The sequence below is a fragment of the Agrobacterium sp. K11 genome, from assembly GCF_059429395.1.
In genome coordinates this window covers 38,877-54,367 of the sequence record NZ_JCAHRB010000005.1, presented here as the reverse complement: position 1 = coordinate 54,367, position 15,491 = coordinate 38,877, and the positions used below count along the sequence as shown (strand labels likewise).

Annotated in this window: 16 protein-coding genes; 11 read left to right on the top strand and 5 right to left on the bottom strand. The window is 59.4% G+C overall.

Translation table 11 applies throughout. The features are described from left to right. Positions 1-14: 14 nt before the first annotated feature. From AC5SEO_RS13125 to lipA, 6 genes are all read left to right on the top strand, one after another. Positions 15-1,436, top strand: coding sequence for a pyruvate dehydrogenase complex E1 component subunit beta (locus AC5SEO_RS13125; RefSeq protein WP_003512876.1), 1,422 nt, complete (start codon positions 15-17; stop codon positions 1,434-1,436). 14 nt (positions 1,437-1,450) lie between these two features. Further along, positions 1,451-2,821 (top strand): pyruvate dehydrogenase complex dihydrolipoamide acetyltransferase, encoded by a 1,371-nt coding sequence (locus tag AC5SEO_RS13120; RefSeq protein ID WP_112289926.1) that lies wholly within the window; start codon positions 1,451-1,453, stop codon positions 2,819-2,821. Between the two features lie 12 nt (positions 2,822-2,833). Continuing rightward, on the top strand, positions 2,834-3,478 hold the full coding sequence (locus AC5SEO_RS13115; RefSeq protein WP_003512881.1) for an SGNH/GDSL hydrolase family protein: 645 nt from the start codon (positions 2,834-2,836) through the stop codon (positions 3,476-3,478). Positions 3,479-3,536: 58 nt separating this feature from the next. Beyond that, on the top strand, positions 3,537-4,982 hold the full coding sequence (gene lpdA, locus AC5SEO_RS13110; protein ID WP_174068325.1) for a dihydrolipoyl dehydrogenase: 1,446 nt from the start codon (positions 3,537-3,539) through the stop codon (positions 4,980-4,982). A gap of 81 nt (positions 4,983-5,063) precedes the next feature. Further along, a complete protein-coding gene (locus tag AC5SEO_RS13105) occupies positions 5,064-5,312 on the top strand; it encodes a GlsB/YeaQ/YmgE family stress response membrane protein (RefSeq protein ID WP_003512885.1) in 249 nt (82 codons plus the stop codon). A 104-nt stretch (positions 5,313-5,416) separates the two neighbouring features. Continuing rightward, positions 5,417-6,388 (top strand): lipoyl synthase, encoded by a 972-nt coding sequence (lipA, locus tag AC5SEO_RS13100; RefSeq protein WP_003512887.1) that lies wholly within the window; start codon positions 5,417-5,419, stop codon positions 6,386-6,388. A gap of 78 nt (positions 6,389-6,466) precedes the next feature. On the opposite strand, the gene AC5SEO_RS13095 is transcribed toward lipA, so the two are convergent. From AC5SEO_RS13095 to AC5SEO_RS13085, 3 genes are all read right to left on the bottom strand, one after another. Continuing rightward, entirely contained in the window at positions 6,467-7,396 is a 930-nt protein-coding gene (locus AC5SEO_RS13095) for a DMT family transporter (protein ID WP_003512889.1), read from the bottom strand. A gap of 95 nt (positions 7,397-7,491) precedes the next feature. Further along, positions 7,492-8,226, bottom strand: coding sequence for a helix-turn-helix transcriptional regulator (locus AC5SEO_RS13090; RefSeq protein ID WP_003512891.1), 735 nt, complete (start codon positions 8,224-8,226; stop codon positions 7,492-7,494). Between the two features lie 114 nt (positions 8,227-8,340). Further along, positions 8,341-8,517, bottom strand: coding sequence for a hypothetical protein (locus AC5SEO_RS13085; protein ID WP_003512893.1), 177 nt, complete (start codon positions 8,515-8,517; stop codon positions 8,341-8,343). A 248-nt stretch (positions 8,518-8,765) separates the two neighbouring features. On the opposite strand from AC5SEO_RS13085, the gene AC5SEO_RS13080 reads away from it, so the two are divergent. Then, positions 8,766-9,335, top strand: coding sequence for a P-loop NTPase family protein (locus AC5SEO_RS13080; RefSeq protein ID WP_003512895.1), 570 nt, complete (start codon positions 8,766-8,768; stop codon positions 9,333-9,335). 9 nt (positions 9,336-9,344) lie between these two features. Beyond that, entirely contained in the window at positions 9,345-9,800 is a 456-nt protein-coding gene (locus AC5SEO_RS13075; protein ID WP_003512897.1) for a type II toxin-antitoxin system RatA family toxin, read from the top strand. Here AC5SEO_RS13075 and AC5SEO_RS13070 read toward each other — a convergent pair. After that, positions 9,782-10,291: a CinA family protein gene (locus AC5SEO_RS13070; protein ID WP_038490894.1), complete on the bottom strand. Its 510-nt coding sequence runs from the start codon at positions 10,289-10,291 to the stop codon at positions 9,782-9,784. The genes AC5SEO_RS13075 and AC5SEO_RS13070 overlap by 19 nt on opposite strands. Next, the gene (locus tag AC5SEO_RS13065; RefSeq protein ID WP_113291505.1) at positions 10,288-11,475 is read right to left on the bottom strand and encodes a bifunctional 2-C-methyl-D-erythritol 4-phosphate cytidylyltransferase/2-C-methyl-D-erythritol 2,4-cyclodiphosphate synthase; all 1,188 of its coding nucleotides are present in this window, start codon (positions 11,473-11,475) and stop codon (positions 10,288-10,290) included. Before AC5SEO_RS13065 ends, AC5SEO_RS13070 begins: the two co-directional genes overlap by 4 nt. Positions 11,476-11,780: 305 nt before the next feature. Here AC5SEO_RS13065 and dusB point away from each other — a divergent pair, with 305 nt between their 5' ends. From dusB to ntrC, 3 genes are read left to right on the top strand one after another with little or no spacing between them, the layout of a single operon-like run. Next, on the top strand, positions 11,781-12,767 hold the full coding sequence (dusB, locus tag AC5SEO_RS13060) for a tRNA dihydrouridine synthase DusB (RefSeq protein ID WP_255610144.1): 987 nt from the start codon (positions 11,781-11,783) through the stop codon (positions 12,765-12,767). Then, positions 12,764-13,912, top strand: a complete 1,149-nt coding sequence (locus AC5SEO_RS13055; protein ID WP_003512904.1) for a two-component system sensor histidine kinase NtrB — start codon at positions 12,764-12,766, stop codon at positions 13,910-13,912. Before dusB ends, AC5SEO_RS13055 begins: the two co-directional genes overlap by 4 nt. Continuing rightward, a complete protein-coding gene (gene ntrC, locus AC5SEO_RS13050; RefSeq protein ID WP_003512914.1) occupies positions 13,909-15,360 on the top strand; it encodes a nitrogen regulation protein NR(I) in 1,452 nt (483 codons plus the stop codon). Before AC5SEO_RS13055 ends, ntrC begins: the two co-directional genes overlap by 4 nt. Positions 15,361-15,491: the final 131 nt, after the last annotated feature.

Here is a 15,491-nt window from a genome sequence, read left to right as displayed (position 1 = left end):
GGAAAGGGAAACCCATGCCAGTAGAAATTCTTATGCCCGCCCTTTCCCCGACCATGGAGGAAGGCACGCTTTCCAAATGGCTTAAAAAGGAAGGCGACAAGGTCACTTCCGGCGACGTGATTGCCGAGATCGAGACCGACAAGGCAACCATGGAAGTGGAAGCTGTGGATGAAGGTGTTATCGGCAAGCTGCTGATCGACGCCGGCACCGAAGGCGTCAAGGTCAACACGCCGATCGCCGTTCTCATCCAGGAAGGCGAAAGCGCTGCCGACATCTCTTCTTCCGCCAAGAAGGAAGAGCCGAAGGCTGAAGCTGCAAATTCCGATTCGGATGCCGCAGGCGGCAAGACCCGCGAAGCATCCGAGGAGCCGAGCGCTGCCAAGGAAGCCGCAAAGGTTCCGGCAGCACCTAAGATCGAAGTCGCTGCCGATCCGGATATTCCTGAAGGCACCGAAATGGTGATGACGACGGTGCGTGAAGCGCTGCGCGACGCCATGGCCGAAGAAATGCGCGCGGACGAAAAAGTCTTCGTCATGGGTGAGGAAGTCGCCGAATATCAGGGCGCCTACAAGATTACCCAAGGCCTGTTGCAGGAATTCGGCGAACGCCGCGTTATCGACACCCCGATCACCGAGCACGGTTTTGCCGGTATCGGCGTCGGTGCGGCAATGACGGGCCTGCGGCCCATCGTCGAATTCATGACCTTCAACTTCGCCATGCAGGCGATCGACCAGATCGTCAACTCGGCTGCGAAGACGCTTTACATGTCGGGCGGCCAGATGGGCGCACCGATGGTGTTCCGTGGCCCCTCGGGTGCTGCTGCCCGCGTTGGCGCTCAGCATTCGCAATGTTACGCCGCATGGTACAGCCATATTCCGGGCCTCAAGGTCGTCATGCCCTACACGGCAGCGGACGCCAAGGGTCTCCTGAAGGCAGCCATCCGCGATCCGAATCCGGTCATCTTCCTTGAGAACGAAATTCTCTACGGCCAGAGCTTCGAAGTGCCGAAGCTCGACGATTTCGTGCTGCCGATCGGCAAGGCGCGCATTCACCGCAAGGGCAAGGATGCGACGATCGTTTCCTTCGGCATCGGCATGACCTACGCAATCAAGGCGGTTGCGGAACTCGAAAAGCTCGGCATCGACGTCGAACTGATCGACCTTCGCACCATCCGTCCGATGGATCTGCCCACCGTCATCGAATCGGTCAAGAAGACCGGTCGTCTGGTCACCGTCGAGGAAGGCTTCCCGCAGTCATCGGTTGGTGACTTCATCGCCAATCAGGTCATGCGTGCCGCTTTCGACTATCTCGATGCGCCGATCCTGACGATTGCCGGCAAAGACGTTCCGATGCCTTACGCGGCAAACCTCGAAAAGCTGGCTTTGCCGAACGTCGATGAAGTCGTTCAGGCTGTCAAAACCGTCTGCTACAAGTAAGGGGAGGCGTTTCGATGCCGATAAACATCACCATGCCTGCCCTTTCTCCCACCATGGAAGAGGGCAATCTGGCCAAGTGGCTGGTCAAGGAAGGCGACAAGGTCGCACCCGGTGACGTGATCGCCGAGATCGAGACCGACAAGGCAACCATGGAAGTGGAAGCCGTCGATGAGGGCACGGTCGCCAAGCTCGTGGTTCCCGCAGGCACGGAAGCGGTCAAGGTCAACGCCCTGATCGCTATCCTCGCCGCCGATGGCGAGGATGTGGCTGAGGCAGCAAAGGGCGGCAATGCTGCTCCTGCCGCGTCCCAGGCCAAAGCCGAGGCTCCGAAGCAAGAAGCTGCGAAGGCCGAAGCGCCAAAGGAAGAAGCTGCGCCAGCCAAGGCTGAAAAGCCAGTTGCCGACCAGTCCTCCGCACCTTCCACCCCGGCCCCGGTTGCAAAATCCGGCGAGCGCATCTTCGCTTCGCCGCTTGCCCGTCGTCTCGCCAAGGAAGCCGGTCTCGACCTCACGGCCGTGTCCGGTTCCGGCCCGCATGGCCGTATCGTCAAGACTGACGTGGAAAAGGCTGCCGCTTCTGGTGGTGCGAAGGCTGCTCCTGCCGCCGCAGCATCCGCAGGCGCACCGGCTGCCGCACTTGCCAAGGGCCCGTCCGAAGAAGCTGTTCTCAAGCTGTTCGAACCCGGTTCTTACGAACTGGTGCCGCATGACGGCATGCGCAAGGTCATCGCCAAGCGTCTGGTCGAATCCAAGCAGACCGTTCCGCATTTCTACGTTTCCGTGGATTGCGAACTGGATACGCTTCTGGCGCTGCGCGCCCAGCTCAACGCCGCCGCTCCCGAAAAGGACGGCAAGCCCGCCTACAAGCTTTCGGTCAACGACATGGTCATCAAGGCGCTGGCTCTCGCGCTACGCGATGTGCCTGATGCCAACGTCTCCTGGACGGAAAGCAACATGGTCAAGCACAAGCATTCGGATGTCGGCGTTGCCGTTTCCATTCCGGGTGGCCTGATCACGCCGATCATCCGCAAGGCGGAAGAGAAGTCGCTCTCCACCATCTCCAACGAGATGAAGGACTACGGCAAGCGCGCCAAGGAGCGCAAGCTGAAGCCCGAGGAGTATCAGGGCGGCACGACGGCCGTGTCCAACATGGGCATGATGGGCGTCAAGAGCTTCTCCGCCGTCATCAACCCGCCGCATGCCACCATTCTGGCAGTCGGCGCGGGCGAACAGCGTGCTGTCGTGAAGAACGGCGAGATCAAGATAGCCAATGTCATGACGGTTACGCTCTCTACCGACCACCGTTGCGTCGATGGCGCGCTCGGAGCCGAGCTGATCGGCGCCTTCAAGCGCTACATCGAAAACCCGATGGGCATGCTGGTTTGATCGGAGAGTGAGATGGTAAAGTCGGTCCTCTGCTTTGGCGATTCCCTGACATGGGGATCAGATGCGGAAACGGGTGGCCGGCACAGCCATGACGATCTTTGGCCGAGCGTCTTGCAAAAGGCGCTCGGGCCTGATGTGAAGGTGATCCACGAAGGGCTGGGTGGACGAACCACCGCCTATGATGATCATACCGCTGATTGCGATCGCAACGGCGCAAGGCTCTTGCCGACGCTTCTGCACAGCCACGCGCCGCTTGATCTGGTCATCATCATGCTCGGCACCAACGACTTGAAACCGTCGATCCATGGCTCGGCCATCGTCGCGATGAAGGGTGTGGAGCGGCTGGTCAAACTGGTGCGCAACCATGTCTGGCAGGTGCCGGACTGGGAAGCGCCGGATGTTCTGATCGTCGCGCCGCCGCAACTGTGCGAAACGGCCAACCCCGTGATGGGCGCTATCTTTCGCGATGCGATCGATGAATCGGCGATGCTCGCCCCGGTCTACCGGGATTTGGCCGACGATCTCGATTGCGGATTTTTCGATGCGGGATCAGTTGCCCGCACGACGCCCGTAGACGGCGTTCATCTCGATGCTGAAAACACGCGGGCTATCGGGCGCGGGCTGGAGCCCGTCGTTCGCATGATGCTCGGACTTTGACAACAATTCTCGTTTCGGAACGGCATGCCGTGACCCGATAGGACAAGGCAGGATACCTATGGCTCAATCTTATGACGTCATCATCATCGGTTCGGGACCGGGCGGTTATATTGCCGCGATTCGCGCAGCCCAGCTCGGCATGAAGGTTGCCGTGGTCGAGCGCGAGCACCTTGCAGGCATCTGCTCCAACTGGGGCTGCATTCCCACCAAGGCGCTGCTGCGTACTGCCGATGTCTTGCATACGGCTCAGCACGCCAAGGAATACGGCCTGACGCTCGAAGGCTCGATCAAGCCTGATGTCAAGGCGATCGTTGATCGTTCGCGCGGCATCGCGCACCGCATGAACAACGGCGTCGGCTTCCTGTTCAAGAAGAACAAGGTCGATATCATCTGGGGCGAGGCCAAGATCACCAAGCCCGGTGAAATCGTAGTTTCCAAGACCCAGAAGAAGCCCGTCGAACCGATGGGCCCGGTTCCGAAGAACACGCTGGGCGAGGGCACCTATACCGCCAAGCACATCATCGTCGCCACAGGCGCCCGCCCGCGCGCGCTTCCAGGCATCGAACCGGATGGCAAGCTGATCTGGACCTATTTCGAGGCAATGAAGCCGGAAGAACTGCCGAAGTCGCTGCTCGTCATGGGTTCCGGCGCCATCGGCATCGAATTCGCCAGCTTCTACCGCACCATGGGTGTCGACGTTACCGTCGTTGAAATCATGAGCCAGGTGATGCCGGTCGAAGATGCGGAGATCTCTGCCTTCGCCAAGAAGCAGCTGGAGAAGCAGGGCATCAAGTTCCATCTGGAAACCAAGGTTGCCAAGGTCGAGAAGGCTGCGAATTCGGTTACTGCGACGCTCGAGAAGAAGGACGGTTCGTCCGAGAAGATCACCGCTGACCGGATGATTTCGGCTGTCGGCGTCGTCGCCAACATCGAAGGCATCGGCCTTGAGGCCGTCGGCGTGAAGACCGATCGCGGCTTCATCGTCATCGACGGTTACGGCAAGACCAACGTGCCTGGCGTCTACGCCATCGGCGATGTCGCCGGCCCGCCGCTGCTCGCCCACAAGGCCGAGCATGAGGCCGTGATCTGCGTTGAAAAGATCGCCGGTCTGCCGAATGTTCACCCGATGGACAAGCTCAAGATCCCCGGCTGCACCTATTGCAATCCACAGGTCGCCTCTGTTGGTCTCACCGAAGCCAAGGCGAAGGAACTGGGCCGCGATATTCGCGTTGGCCGCTTCTCCTTTGCGGCCAACGGCAAGGCCGTGGCGCTCGGTGAAGATCAGGGCATGGTCAAGACCATCTTCGACAAGAAGACAGGCGAGTTGATCGGCGCGCACATGGTTGGTGCGGAAGTCACCGAACTCATTCAGGGCTTCGTGGTCGCCATGAACCTCGAGACCACAGAAGAGGAACTGATGCACACGATCTTCCCGCATCCGACCATTTCCGAGTCGATGAAGGAAAGCGTGCTCGACGCCTACGGACGTGTGCTGAACGCATGAGTGCCCCGTGATGCCCGGCATTGTCTAACCATGCCGGGTGTCCCATATGTCTCAACGCTGGTTCTATAAGGGAGCGCGGGAATGGAAAATATCGGCTGGATTGCGGCAATCATCATCGGCGGTCTTGCCGGCTGGCTCGCCGGCAAACTCATGGATATGCGTTTCGGCATCTTCATGAATATTGTTCTCGGCATCGTCGGTTCGGTGGTTGCCGTTGCGGTGCTGAGAACCTTCGACGTTTTCGTGCAGGACAGCAGGCTCGGTTATTTCGTAACGTCCTTCATCGGCGCCAGCCTGTTGTTGTTCATGGCTAAGCTGGTACGGCGCTGACTAGGCTTCGTGCCCGGAAGGGGCTTACGCTTTTTCTGGAATTGTTCTAAAGCATCGCGTCAATAAATGTGATGATCGCGGCAAGCGATAGAAACAGGTTTCTTATGGTCACTATTCTCGACAGGACTTCGTCCGAAGAAAAGCGTATCCGCCACCCGGAAAAGGCCCATCGGCCCGATACCGAAGTCATGCGCAAGCCGGAATGGATCCGCGTCAAGGCGCCGACATCCAAGGGCTACCACGAGACGCGCGAACTGGTGCGCAGCCACAAGCTGGTGACGGTGTGCGAGGAAGCCGGCTGTCCAAATATCGGCGAATGCTGGGACAAGAAACACGCGACCTTCATGATCATGGGTGAGATCTGCACCCGCGCCTGCGCCTTCTGCAACGTCGCGACCGGGAAGCCCAATGCGCTTGACATGGACGAGCCGGAAAACGTCGCCAAGGCCGTCAAGCAGATGGGCCTCAGCCACGTCGTCATTACCTCGGTTGACCGCGACGATCTTGCCGATGGCGGCGCGGAGCACTTCGAAAAGGTGATCTGGGCGATCCGCGCTGCGTCTCCCAACACCACCATCGAAATTCTGACCCCGGACTTCCTGAAGAAGCCCGGCGCGCTGGAGCGTGTCGTCGCGGCGAAGCCCGATGTCTTCAACCACAATATGGAAACCGTTCCCGGCAATTACCTCACGGTTCGCCCCGGTGCGCGTTATTTTCATTCCGTGCGCCTGTTGCAGCGCGTCAAGGAACTGGACCCCACCATGTTCACCAAATCAGGCATCATGGTCGGCCTTGGCGAAGAGCGCAACGAAGTGTTGCAGTTGATGGACGATCTGCGCAGTGCTGACGTAGACTTCCTTACGATTGGCCAGTATCTGCAGCCGACACGCAAGCACCACAAGGTTGAGGCGTATGTCACGCCGGAGGAATTCAAGTCCTATGAGACGGTCGCCTATACCAAGGGCTTCCTGATGGTCTCCTCCAGCCCGCTGACGCGTTCTTCCCACCATGCGGGCGACGATTTTGCACGCCTGCGCGCAGCCCGCGAGAAGAAGCTTCTGGCCGCTGCGGAGTAAGTGGGCGGGGCGGGCAATTTCTCTCACGCGTCATCCTTGGGCTTGTCCCGAGGATGACGTTGCTGCTTTCACCTGAAGTCATGCCACAACCTTCTCCGGCCGATGCGCGCGCATGCACAGGATGACGCTCAGCACGACTGAGCAAATCGCCAGGACTTCCACGATTGTTGGCCCACGACCTTCCCAGAGGAAACCATAGAGCAAGGCAAAGAGCGTCTCGAACAGGATCATCTGTCCAACCATGGTGAGCGGCAGCAGGCGGCTCATGCGGTTCCAGAGAGCATTTCCGAGAATGGATGCGGTGAAACCGAGACCGGCGGCGATGGCCGCAAAATGCAGCCAGTCCTCGGAGCTATGGCTTTCCCCGCCGAAAGCAAAGGCCGGTATGGCGAGCGCCAGCGCCAGCCCTCCGGTCACCACACCCGTCATCATGTTCCAGTCGTCGGCGCTGACATCGTGAAGGCGTGACAGCCAGCGGGCATTGCCAACCGCAAAGGCCGTCCATGAGGCGAGCGCGCCAAGCGCACAGGCCAGCCCGATCAGGCGGGATACATCCAGCCCCGCATCGCTTTCCGTCAGCGACTGCCAGGATATGCCGATAATGCCGATTGCGCCAAAGGCGAGCGACGGCCACAGACGCTTGAGCGATACCGCGCCATGATCGCGCGTGCCGATGATGGTGACGGCAACCGGCAGGAATCCGATGATGATGGACGTGAAGGCAACGCCGCTCAGTTTCACCGCCGTTGATATGAAGACATAATAGGCGATGTTGCCGATCATGCTCAGCCAGCCGAGCGCGATCCATTCGCGCGCGCCGAAATGGGCCGATACCCGTTTCAGGCGCGGTCCGATGATGATGAGCGAAATCAGCCCGTATGTCAGGTAACGGGCCGTTGACAGTTGCAGGGCGGAAAAATCCGGTACGAGTTTCGGGGCGAGAAAGATCGCACCCCAGAGAGCGCCCGCCATCATGCCGTAGATAACACCGAGGCTTGTCTTGTTCATGTCATGTCACATCCGCATTCACGATTGCCCGCGATGTGCCACAGCCACGTACGGCTGTCTTGACAAAAACTCCTGAGAGAAGAGGTGCTGTGCTTTCAGTGAATTCCGAAGGCCCGGCGATAAGCGGCAGGCGTTTTGCCCATCGCGTTGCGCATGGCGCGCGTCAGTGCCGTCTGGTCGGAGAAGCCGGCCCGCAAGGCAATTTCCGCAATCGGCAATGTGGAGTGGCGCAGCAATGCGCAGACCTTGTCCATGCGCAGCTCTGCAAGCCAGCGGTGAGGAGGGAGGCTAAACTCTTCCAGAAACAGCGCATGCAGGCGGCTATCGCTGATCGCGGCGCAGGATGCGAGCGTCTCGATGGTCCAGGGGAAAAATGGCTCCGCTCTGACGATCTCGCCCAGCGCATGCAGGCGGTGGCGGATATCGGTCTTTTCAGTCGCAAGGCTGTCGATCAGGAGCGGTGCCCAGAGGTTGGCAATATCCTCACGCGGCCCATCCGATCCGATGACGCCGCGCATGTAAGCGATCAGCTGCCGTGTATCCCGTGCGATATCGAGAAACGGCTTGTGGACAAATCTCTCCAGCACCCGTTCGGGAACAGCAGTTTCGTCGATATCGACCACCAGCGACCGGTTGATCGTCGTCGCTTCCTGTGTGTGCGATGTGTTGGGATGAATGAAGACCGCGCGCCCGGTGGACAATTCGTCCTGTAGCCCTGCTACATCGATCCGCAGACATCCCGAGACCGGAAGAACGATCTGCACGAAGCCGTGCCGTTCCTTCGGTCTTTCCTGCGTATAGGTTCTGATATCGGCGGATGCGGCGATCATGAGATTGTCATTTCCATCGTGCAAAGAAACGGCCGCCTCGAAAAGCGGCCGGTTTCAGTCCTGATTATGACATCGTCTTGAAGATTGGGCCAGCCGGCTTTATCGAGCCGGCGTCTAACATTCTTCCTTGGCGGTCGATTCGCCGCGTTTGCGCTTGCGCAAAACCGGCTTGTTCTCTCTCGCCTCGCATTTCGCAACGTCGATGAGATAGGCAAGCATCGGCATTTCGTTCATCGATGCAAGTTGCTTGGCGGATTCGAGAAGGTTGATGATGTTGGAAAAATCGTCCATCGGCTCACTCAGTGGCTCAAAGCGGGTTATGTGGGTGTGAACCCAGGGATGAATAAGCGCGGTGAAAATGGGAGGTTCCAGCGCCGTTGCATCCCATGGGTGTAATATTAGTCGCAAATAAATAGCAATCCCTGCGAGGGGGTTGCAATAGTTAAATTTCCGTAACATCGGACGCCGCGGCCATGCCGCCGCAGAGTAATAGCCGCGCTATTTAAAAATGGCATGGTGGCGAAGACGAGGTTTATTCGATGCCGAACTATCTTGAAAACGTGGAGGACGCGGCTGCGATTATCGCATCTGCGCAGCGTATTTCGGTCGTTGGTTGCTCCGGAGGCGGAAAATCGACGCTTTCCCGGAAGCTCGTAAGACGCTTTAGATTTGAATACATTTCCATGGATCGCGATATTTTCTGGTTGCCCGGCTGGCAGGCACGCCCGCGCCAAGAACAGCGGCAGAGGATCGCCGCCATCGTCACCAAAGACCGGTGGCTGATGGACGGCAGCAATCCATCGTCTTTCGACATGCGTCTGCCGAGATCCGACATCGTCCTTTGGGTGCGCATGCCGCGCTGGCTTTGCCTTTGGGGCGCCATCACTCGGATTGCCAAGGGGTATGGCAAGGCGCGTCCTGAAATGGCTGAAGGGTGCCCCGAAAGACTGGATCTCGATTTCCTGCGCTATATCTGGAATTTCGAACGCCGCCACGCCCCGATCTTCGAGCAGAATTTCGCGCTTTATGGTCCCAACGTGCCGGTATTCCAGCTTAAAAGCCGAAAACAGCTTCGCCGCCTTCTTGATCTTCTTGTTATCGAGGATTAACTCCCGCTCATGCCACAGTTCGAAACGCATCGCCTTGTAAAACACTCGCCCGACCGCATGTACGACCTCGTCGCCGATGTGGAGAAGTATCCGCAGTTTCTGCCGCTTTGCGAAGCGCTGGTCATCCGCTCGCGCAAGGAGCGGGACGGCAAGACTCTGCTGGTGGCTGATATGACGGTGGGCTACAAGGCCATTCGCGAGACCTTCACCACGCAGGTGCTGCTGAACCCGGCAGAGCGCGCTATCGACGTGAAATATATCGACGGCCCGTTCAAATATCTCGACAATCGCTGGCGTTTTGAAGCCTCCGCAGAGGGCGGCTCGGCCATTCATTTTTTCATCGAGTATGAATTCAAGAACCGGCTGCTCGGTGCGGTCATGGGATCGATGTTCGACAGGGCCTTCCGCATGTTCGCCGAAGCCTTCGAGACCCGCGCCGATAAAATCTACGCGGACCCAGCCTGATTGAGGGTAATCAGCATCTCGAGCGCCGTTCTGATGGTTGCAAGACGGATTTCCGTGCGCCCGATCTCTCCGTAGTGCATTTCATGGTGCAGGATTTTACCGCTGCGCGCCCTGGCGGCCAGATGCACCAACCCCACCGGTTTTTCAGCCGAACCTCCGCCCGGACCGGCAATGCCGGTCACGGCTACGGCAAAATCCGCCCGGGAACGAAATAGCGCGCCATGCGCCATTTGCAGCGCGGTCTGTCGGGATACGGCGCCGAAATTCGCCAGCGTCTCAGTTCCAACCCCAAGCATGTCCATCTTGGCCTGGTTCGTGTAGGTGACGAAGCCGCGATCGACGACGGCAGAAGAGCCGGCGATTTCCGTTAGCGAACCAGCAATCAGGCCGCCCGTACAGCTTTCCGCCGTCGAGACCATGAAGCCGCCGGCGGTAAAGTCAGAAATGATCCGCCGCGCCAGTTCTTCTATATCCGCAGGAAACAGGCTCATAGCGGTCTGCCCTTGTAGACCACAGTGGCAGTGGCAATCGCAGCAATACCTTCGCGGCGGCCGACGAAGCCAATCGTCTCGTTGGTGGTCGCCTTGACCGAGCAGCGCTCCAGCGCGATGCCGAGAATGTCGGAAAGCGCCTCACGCATGGCCTGCCGATGCGGTCCGATGCGCGGCGCTTCGGCAATCAGCGAGACATCGGCATTCATGATCGTGCCGCCATTGCCGCGGACTACCTTGGCCGCGTGTTCGAGGAAGATGCGCGAAGCGGCACCCTTCCATTGCGGATCGGAAGGCGGGAAGTGATCGCCTATGTCGCCAGCGCCGCAGGTGGCGAGCAGAGCATCCGTCAGCGCATGCAGCGCCACATCGGCATCCGAATGGCCTTTGAGTTTCTGGTCGTGTTCGATGAAGACGCCGCACAGTGTCACACCGTCTCCTGCTTCCAGCTGGTGCACGTCGTAACCATTGCCGGTGCGCACGTCAGGCAGTCCGTAGGAGAGCTTTTCATCGGCCATGGCGATATCCCGTTTGAGAGTGAGTTTCACATTGTCGACCGAGCCTTCGGTCAGCGTCACAGGCAGACTTGCCCACTCGGCGATCGAGGCGTCGTCGGTAAAGTCGGTTTTTCCGGATGTGGCAGCAGCGCGATGCGCGGCGAGGATTTCGCCATAGCCAAAGCTTTGCGGTGTCTGCGCCGCATAAAGACCCTGCCTTGAAACCGTCTCCACGACGGAATCGCCTGCGCCACGCTTCAGCGTATCAGTGACGGGCAGGGCAGGCAGAACGCCGACAGCACCCGCCTTGTGCAGCGCCACGATGCGTTCCAGCATGTCCACGGCGATGAAAGGCCGCACGGCATCGTGGATCATCACATGTGTGAGGTCTTGCGCGGCCAGAGCTTCCAGACCAGCGAGCACCGATTGCTGCCGGGTTGCGCCGCCCGTGACTGTGACGATCCGCTCCCCGGCATTCAGCCGTTCAAGGATTGGTGACAGGAGTGCCGCATCGTCGGCATGGATAACGACCACGATAGGATATGTGCCTGCCCAGGCAAGAAAGGTCGACAATGTATGCTCGATCACGGCCTTGCCACCGATCGGGCGATATTGTTTCGGCCCTTCCTCGGGGGAGCCGGCTCTTTCTCCGCGTCCTGCGGCGACAACGACGATGCCGAGTTTCATAGTACTTTCCTGCATTGGTCTTATGCTTTGTGCGCAACCCTTAATGGTTGACAGTCCTGCTCTAGCGTTTCAAAACCCGAATGGCCAGCCCGATAAGCCGCCCACCCGCACCCACATGCCGCAGGATCGGTCATCCCGTTTGTTCAAACCTGCACAAATTGCCGCCGCCAGCAAAACAGGCAGGCAGGCCACGCGCAAATAAAAGGTGCAACCCTGTAAAAGTGCTTGGCAACTGCGCAAACACTGTCTAAAAATAATGCATATAACTCTTCTGCACGAAAGATCATCACTTGCCCCTTCCGGAGTTGTCAGTCCCGTTCAGCATCGGCTCAGTCGCGATCCGTAATCGCGCGGTGCTGGCGCCTATGTCGGGCGTGACAGATTTGCCTTTCCGTCAGCTCGCCTGGCGTTACGGCGCGGGCCTTGTGGTGACTGAAATGGTCGCAAGCCGGGAACTTGTCGCCAATCGTGGGGAATCCTGGGCGCGGCTGAAAAATGCCGGGATGGTTCCGCATATGGTGCAGCTCGCCGGGCGCGAAGCGCATTTTATGGCGGAAGCGGCAAAAATTGCGGCTGACAATGGCGCTGGCATCATCGACATCAATATGGGTTGTCCGGCCAAGAAGGTGACGGGCGGGTACTCCGGTTCAGCCTTGATGCGGGATCCTGATCATGCGCTGTCGTTGATCGAGGCGACCGTCGGCGCGGTCGATGTGCCCGTGACGCTGAAGATGCGGCTCGGCTGGGATGAAAACACCATCAATGCACCCGAAATTGCTCGCCGCGCTCAAGCCGCTGGCGTCCAGCTCATCACCATTCACGGCCGCACCCGCATGCAGTTTTACGAAGGTCGGGCGAACTGGGATGCCATTCGCGCCGTGCGCGAGGTGATTTCCGTGCCGCTGATCGCCAATGGCGATGTCGAGACCGCCGAAGATGCGCGTGAAATCCTCAGCCGTTCCGGCGCGGATGCCGTTATGGTCGGTCGCGGTGCACAGGGTCAACCCTGGCTGCCGGCGGTACTGGCCGGACATGCAGCGCCGCAACGCGCCGATATTGCCGATATCGCCGTCGAACATTACGACATGATGCTCGAATTTTATGGAAGGGAAGCCGGTCTTCGGCATGCCCGCAAACATCTGGGCTGGTATCTCGACCGTTTCGCGACGGAGATCGCCACTACCGACAAGGCTAAAATCATGACATCGCGTGATACGGGGGAAGTGGCTGATCTGCTGCGCTCCGCCCTTTGCGACAATGCGGGCGAAGAAGCCGCAAGGAAGGCCGCATGAGCGCTGATAAACACAGCCCGGCAGATGCGAACCCGCTCGCTATGGCGGTTCTGAACGCGGTGCAGAATCCCGTTATTCTGGTGGATGCCGAAGGTTTCATCGCTTTTGCCAATTGGGAAGCAGAAGCTTTTTTCGGGGCCAGCGCCTCCCATCTCGCTCGCTACCGCGTCTCCACCTTCATTCCCTTCGGCAGTCCGCTGCTTGCGCTGATCGATCAGGTGCGGGAACGCCGCGCGCCGGTAAATGAATATCGGGTCGATCTGAGCTCCCCCCGGCTTGGACAGGACAAGCTCGTCGATCTCTATGTCGCGCCTGTTGTCAGCGAGCCGGGGTCTGTTGTCGTCGTCTTCCAGGAACGGTCGATGGCTGACAAGATCGACCGGCAATTGACCCATCGGGCTGCTGCACGATCTGTCACCGGCCTTGCCTCGATGCTGGCGCATGAGATCAAGAACCCGCTTTCGGGCATTCGTGGTGCCGCGCAGCTTCTCGAGACATCGGTTGCCGATGAGGACCGTGCGCTGACGCGGCTGATCTGCGACGAGACCGATCGTATCGTCTCGCTGGTTGACCGCATGGAAGTGTTTTCCGACGAGCGTCCGGTGGACCGCGTGCCGGTCAACATCCATTCGGTGCTCGACCATGTGAAGGCCATAGCCAAGGCTGGCTTTGCCCGCAACATCAAGATTTCCGAGAATTATGATCCATCGCTGCCGGCGGTTTATGCCAATCGCGACCAGCTGGTGCAGGTCTTTCTCAATCTGGTGAAAAACGCGGCGGAAGCCGTCGGGAATCAGTCGGAGGGCGAGATCGTGCTGACGACGGCATATCGTCCCGGCATGCGCATGTCCGTGGCCGGCAGCCGCGAACGCATCTCGCTGCCGCTTGAGTTTTGCGTGCATGACAATGGGCCGGGAGTGCCGGCCGATCTCCTGCCGCATCTCTTCGACCCCTTCATTACCACCAAGACGAATGGTTCGGGCCTGGGTCTGGCGCTTGTCGCCAAACTGATCGGCGCCCATGGCGGCATTGTCGAATGCGACAGCCAGAACCATCGCACGACTTTCCGCGTATTGATGCCCGTCTCGCCTGAAGTGGCGCTGGACGACCGCATCTTGCCGAACTCGACAGGAAATGACAGATGACAGCTACTATCCTCGTCGCCGATGATGATGCCGCGATCCGCACCGTGCTTAATCAGGCGCTCAGCCGTGCCGGTTACGATGTGCGTATCACGTCCAATGCCGCAACGCTCTGGCGCTGGGTTTCTGCCGGCGAGGGCGATCTGGTCGTTACCGATGTCGTGATGCCCGATGAAAACGCCTTCGATCTGCTTCCGCGCATCAAGAAGGCTCGCCCGGACCTGCCGGTTCTGGTGATGAGTGCCCAAAACACTTTCATGACCGCGATCAAGGCCTCGGAAAAGGGCGCTTACGATTACCTGCCCAAGCCCTTCGACCTGACAGAGCTGATTGCCATCATCGGCCGCGCACTGTCGGAGCCGAAGCGCAAGCCCGCCAAACTGGACGACGATATGCAGGACGGCATGCCGCTCGTCGGCCGCTCGGCCGCCATGCAGGAAATCTACCGGGTTCTCGCCCGCCTGATGCAGACCGACCTGACGCTGATGATTACCGGCGAATCCGGCACCGGCAAGGAACTGGTGGCGCGCGCGCTGCATGATTACGGCAAGCGCCGCAACGGCCCCTTCGTCGCCATCAACATGGCGGCAATTCCGCGTGATCTGATCGAATCGGAACTGTTCGGCCATGAGAAGGGCGCCTTCACCGGCGCGCAGAACCGCTCGACCGGCCGTTTCGAACAGGCCGAGGGCGGCACGCTGTTTCTCGACGAAATCGGCGATATGCCAATGGACGCCCAGACGCGGCTGCTGCGCGTATTGCAGCAGGGCGAATATACGACGGTGGGCGGACGCACGCCGATCAGGACCGATGTTCGCATCGTCGCCGCCACCAACAAGGACCTGAAGCAGTCGATCAACCAGGGCCTTTTCCGCGAAGACCTCTATTACCGCCTGAACGTCGTGCCGCTGCGGCTACCGCCGCTACGCGACCGCGCTGAGGATATTCCCGATCTTGTGCGCCATTTCATCCAGACGGGTGAAAAGGAGGGGCTGGAAGGAAAGCGCTTCGAGACCGAGGCGCTGGAAGTCATGAAGGCCTATGCCTGGCCCGGCAACGTGCGCGAACTCGAAAACCTGATCCGTCGCCTGATGGCGCTTTATCCGCAGGAAGTCATCACCCGCGAGATCATCGAGCAGGAATTGCAGTCGGATGTTCCAGACAGCCCGCTCGACAAGATGGCGGTCCGCACCGGCTCGTTGACCATTTCGCAGGCGGTCGAGGAAAACATGCGGGATTATTTCGCAAGTTTCGGCGAAGGCCTGCCGCCGCCGGGTCTCTACGACCGTGTTCTGCGCGAACTGGAATATCCGCTCATTCTAGCCGCCCTGACGGCGACGCGCGGTAACCAGATCAAGGCTGCCGATCTTCTTGGCCTCAACCGCAATACGCTGCGCAAAAAGATTCGCGAGCTTGGCGTTTCCGTGTATCGCAGCTCCCGCCCCAGCTGAGAATGTTGACAAGGCCGCGGTTGTCGTTGCATTTTCGCCACATTGTGTTGCTTGGAAAACACTAGGATGGAGAGGGATTCGCCGGCACGAGGCGGATTCGCCCATTTTCATGAATGTGGTGCTGGCTAGCC

Coding starts and splice junctions, on each gene's coding strand:
- AC5SEO_RS13125 (WP_003512876.1), top strand. CDS start 15: ATGCCAGTAGAAATTCTTATGCCCGCCCTTTCCCCGACCATGGAGGAA.
- AC5SEO_RS13120 (WP_112289926.1), top strand. CDS start 1,451: ATGCCGATAAACATCACCATGCCTGCCCTTTCTCCCACCATGGAAGAG.
- AC5SEO_RS13115 (WP_003512881.1), top strand. CDS start 2,834: ATGGTAAAGTCGGTCCTCTGCTTTGGCGATTCCCTGACATGGGGATCA.
- lpdA (WP_174068325.1), top strand. CDS start 3,537: ATGGCTCAATCTTATGACGTCATCATCATCGGTTCGGGACCGGGCGGT.
- AC5SEO_RS13105 (WP_003512885.1), top strand. CDS start 5,064: ATGGAAAATATCGGCTGGATTGCGGCAATCATCATCGGCGGTCTTGCC.
- lipA (WP_003512887.1), top strand. CDS start 5,417: ATGGTCACTATTCTCGACAGGACTTCGTCCGAAGAAAAGCGTATCCGC.
- AC5SEO_RS13095 (WP_003512889.1), bottom strand. CDS start 7,396: ATGAACAAGACAAGCCTCGGTGTTATCTACGGCATGATGGCGGGCGCT.
- AC5SEO_RS13090 (WP_003512891.1), bottom strand. CDS start 8,226: ATGATCGCCGCATCCGCCGATATCAGAACCTATACGCAGGAAAGACCG.
- AC5SEO_RS13085 (WP_003512893.1), bottom strand. CDS start 8,517: ATGGACGATTTTTCCAACATCATCAACCTTCTCGAATCCGCCAAGCAA.
- AC5SEO_RS13080 (WP_003512895.1), top strand. CDS start 8,766: ATGCCGAACTATCTTGAAAACGTGGAGGACGCGGCTGCGATTATCGCA.
- AC5SEO_RS13075 (WP_003512897.1), top strand. CDS start 9,345: ATGCCACAGTTCGAAACGCATCGCCTTGTAAAACACTCGCCCGACCGC.
- AC5SEO_RS13070 (WP_038490894.1), bottom strand. CDS start 10,291: ATGAGCCTGTTTCCTGCGGATATAGAAGAACTGGCGCGGCGGATCATT.
- AC5SEO_RS13065 (WP_113291505.1), bottom strand. CDS start 11,475: ATGAAACTCGGCATCGTCGTTGTCGCCGCAGGACGCGGAGAAAGAGCC.
- AC5SEO_RS13055 (WP_003512904.1), top strand. CDS start 12,764: ATGAGCGCTGATAAACACAGCCCGGCAGATGCGAACCCGCTCGCTATG.
- ntrC (WP_003512914.1), top strand. CDS start 13,909: ATGACAGCTACTATCCTCGTCGCCGATGATGATGCCGCGATCCGCACC.